This is a genomic window from Cyanobium sp. NIVA-CYA 375 (assembly GCF_056108345.1).
Genome location: NZ_JBSYHW010000160.1, coordinates 1 through 2,209, shown reverse-complemented (window position 1 = coordinate 2,209; position 2,209 = coordinate 1). Strand labels below are relative to the sequence as shown.

Genomic DNA, 2,209 nt, shown 5'->3' with positions numbered 1-2,209 from the left:
GACCAGGGGCTGGTTGAGCTGCCGGCTCAGGCCAGGCGATCTTCTGAGAGCTGGCGGAAGGCATCGTTCAGCAACACCACCTCGGAAAACGACTGCTCCAGGGCCGAGAAGCGCTGGGGATTGAACAGCTGATCAAAATCGAAGTTGAGGATTGGCCGGATCCCTTCCGGCACGCTGAGGAAGTCGTGCAGCTTGCGCAGCATCTCGCCGGCGTTGCGGTTGGCCTGCTGCAGCTTCTCCCGCTCCCCATTAAAGGCTTCCAAGCCCTGCTGTAGCTGGGGGATGGCTCCTTCCAGTAGCTCATTGCCCTTGGCCTTGGCCAGGGTGTCGATCAGCGAGGTGCGCAGCCCATCGATCTTGCCCAGGGCCTTGTTGGTCCACGACCGCTCCCGCAGGCACTCCATCGCCGCCTTGACGGCCTTGTACTCCACGGAAAGATCCTCGAGCTGGGCGATGCCACCGCCGCGCAGCCAGTTGCCTACACCGCTGCAGAGCGGAGTTGCAGACGCTCGGCCGGTGGGCTGAGGCTGATACACACCTCATCGCTGCCCAATGACTTGCCGTTGGCGGTGAGCGTGCAGCAGCGCACCTCAACCCGCAGGGCCTGCAGGTCGCCGGCCAACTTGAGCGACTGGATTACGCCAAAGCTCTCCTTGACCTGACAGGGGGCCTCGCGGATGCGCCGATCCGCATCGTTCACCAAAGCCTGGAGTTGCCGGTGGTTCTGCTGCAGCAGTGCATAGACCACGGCAACGATGGCCAGGATCAAGAGCCCCGCGATCAGAAAGACCTGCCAGTAGGCGAGCACAAAGCCCAGGGCCGCCAGGCCCAGCAAGGTGCCGCAGCCGGTGGCGCATCCGTTGTTCTGCTGGGCCATCGACAAGCAACGTTGCGTTGGCGTTTCCGCCACTGCCCACAGCATCAGTCCGGCGCCTTGCCAACGCCACTACTTGAGGAGCCAACTATGCGGAACTCGCATGAATAGCTGTTTTGGCGTTGCTTTGTGACCCTCCCGTGGCTTTTGCTGGGGTCCCCGACCCAGCAGCCATGAATCCGCCAGAGGTTTTGGATGATCTCCCGGCGAGCTCTGACTCGGCCCTGGTTGCTGCTGCGCCGGAGTGCAAGGGAATCCGTGCCACCAGCGATTTTCCTCGCGATCTCAGTGGCCTTTCTCCGGAGCAGATCGCGCACACCTACAGCGCGATGCGCAACAGCCATGCCTCGCTGGCCCGCGCCCGCGGCCAGCTGCAGCGCCGCTCGCGCGAGCTGCGTGAGGCCCGTGATCGCTTCCTGGCCACCCTCCATGGTTACGAGGGGCGATTGGTAGCCATCGGTAAGGAAAAAGCCGAGGCGCTTTCCATGGCGCAGGAGCTGCATCGGGAGCTTGAGCTATTTGAAGGCAAGCAAGAGGCCTTGGATCGTTTGCTTAGCGACCTTGATGAGGCCAAGGAGCAGGCAGGCTTCTGGAGCATCCTGCGCATCACGGAACTGATCGCCAAGATGCGCGCGCTGCTGCGCGGAGGAGCCTCCAGCAATGGCTGAACTGAGCGAGCGCTTTGCCGAGCTGATGGCCCGGCTGTCCAAAAGCGACGCCGAGCTGTTCCGCACCCTGGGCGAGCAAAACGCCAGCGTGCGTCAGATGGTGGAGGACCTGACCGGCCCTGCGGCCGCTGCTGCTGGCATTAACCAGCCACCCACCGCCGAGCTCGCACCCCAGGCCCTGCTTGCCCCAGAGGCGTGCTCTCTTGCCGCCCTGAAAGCGCGATTCCGGCGGGTGGCCGCTGCCCAGGCCTGGGCAGAAGAGCGCCTGGGCCCTGCCCCCAAGAAGCCCACCTGGGCTGAGCTGGAGCAGACCTTTCGCACCGGCTCCTGGCCTGTGAAGGCCGGCAAGCGTGGTGCCAGTGGAGCGGGGCTCCAGGCCGCGCAACTCGAGCAACGGCTGCTGCAGCGGATGGACCTGATGGAGCAGCGCTGCTTGCGGCGGATCGAGGGCCTCGAGCAGCTGATTCGGTCCCTACTGGTGCCTGGATGACTGCGGGAGGTTCTTTCCGAATAGAGCAGTTGGGTCGCTTCCTGCTGCGGGGCCTGCGCATCGGCGCCAGCACGGTTTCGATCGTGGAGCTGCTGCGCAAAGACTGGACCGGCGGCGTCACGGCAGGCTTGGCCTGGCTGGTGTTTCTGCAGGTGGAGCGGCGGCTGCCGGCCCTCA

General features: G+C 64.6%; 5 protein-coding genes. 3 read left to right on the top strand and 2 right to left on the bottom strand.

Going from position 1 to position 2,209, the window contains the following annotated elements; genetic code table 11:
* Positions 1-26 precede the first annotated feature (26 nt).
* Positions 27-536 carry a hypothetical protein gene (locus tag AC01FP_RS17085; protein ID WP_474481881.1) on the bottom strand — a complete coding sequence of 170 codons (510 nt, stop codon included), beginning with the start codon at positions 534-536 and terminating at the stop codon, positions 27-29.
* The gene (locus AC01FP_RS17080) at positions 479-877 is read right to left on the bottom strand and encodes a hypothetical protein (protein ID WP_474481879.1); all 399 of its coding nucleotides are present in this window, start codon (positions 875-877) and stop codon (positions 479-481) included. Before AC01FP_RS17080 ends, AC01FP_RS17085 begins: the two co-directional genes overlap by 58 nt.
* A gap of 170 nt (positions 878-1,047) precedes the next feature.
* On the opposite strand from AC01FP_RS17080, the gene AC01FP_RS17075 reads away from it, so the two are divergent.
* The 3 genes from AC01FP_RS17075 to AC01FP_RS17065 form a co-directional block, all read left to right on the top strand.
* Complete coding sequence (locus tag AC01FP_RS17075; RefSeq protein WP_474481878.1) at positions 1,048-1,542, top strand: hypothetical protein; 495 nt, start codon at positions 1,048-1,050, stop codon at positions 1,540-1,542.
* Entirely contained in the window at positions 1,535-2,032 is a 498-nt protein-coding gene (locus AC01FP_RS17070; protein WP_474481877.1) for a hypothetical protein, read from the top strand. The genes AC01FP_RS17075 and AC01FP_RS17070 overlap by 8 nt, the downstream gene beginning before the upstream one ends.
* Positions 2,029-2,209: hypothetical protein (locus AC01FP_RS17065; RefSeq protein WP_474481876.1), on the top strand; the 181-nt coding region annotated here is incomplete at its 3' end. The genes AC01FP_RS17070 and AC01FP_RS17065, both read left to right, overlap by 4 nt.

Excerpts from the sequence above, each read along its gene's own strand:
- AC01FP_RS17080 (WP_474481879.1), bottom strand. The coding sequence starts at position 877 with ATGGCCCAGCAGAACAACGGATGCGCCACCGGCTGCGGCACCTTGCTG.
- AC01FP_RS17075 (WP_474481878.1), top strand. The coding sequence starts at position 1,048 with ATGAATCCGCCAGAGGTTTTGGATGATCTCCCGGCGAGCTCTGACTCG.
- AC01FP_RS17070 (WP_474481877.1), top strand. The coding sequence starts at position 1,535 with ATGGCTGAACTGAGCGAGCGCTTTGCCGAGCTGATGGCCCGGCTGTCC.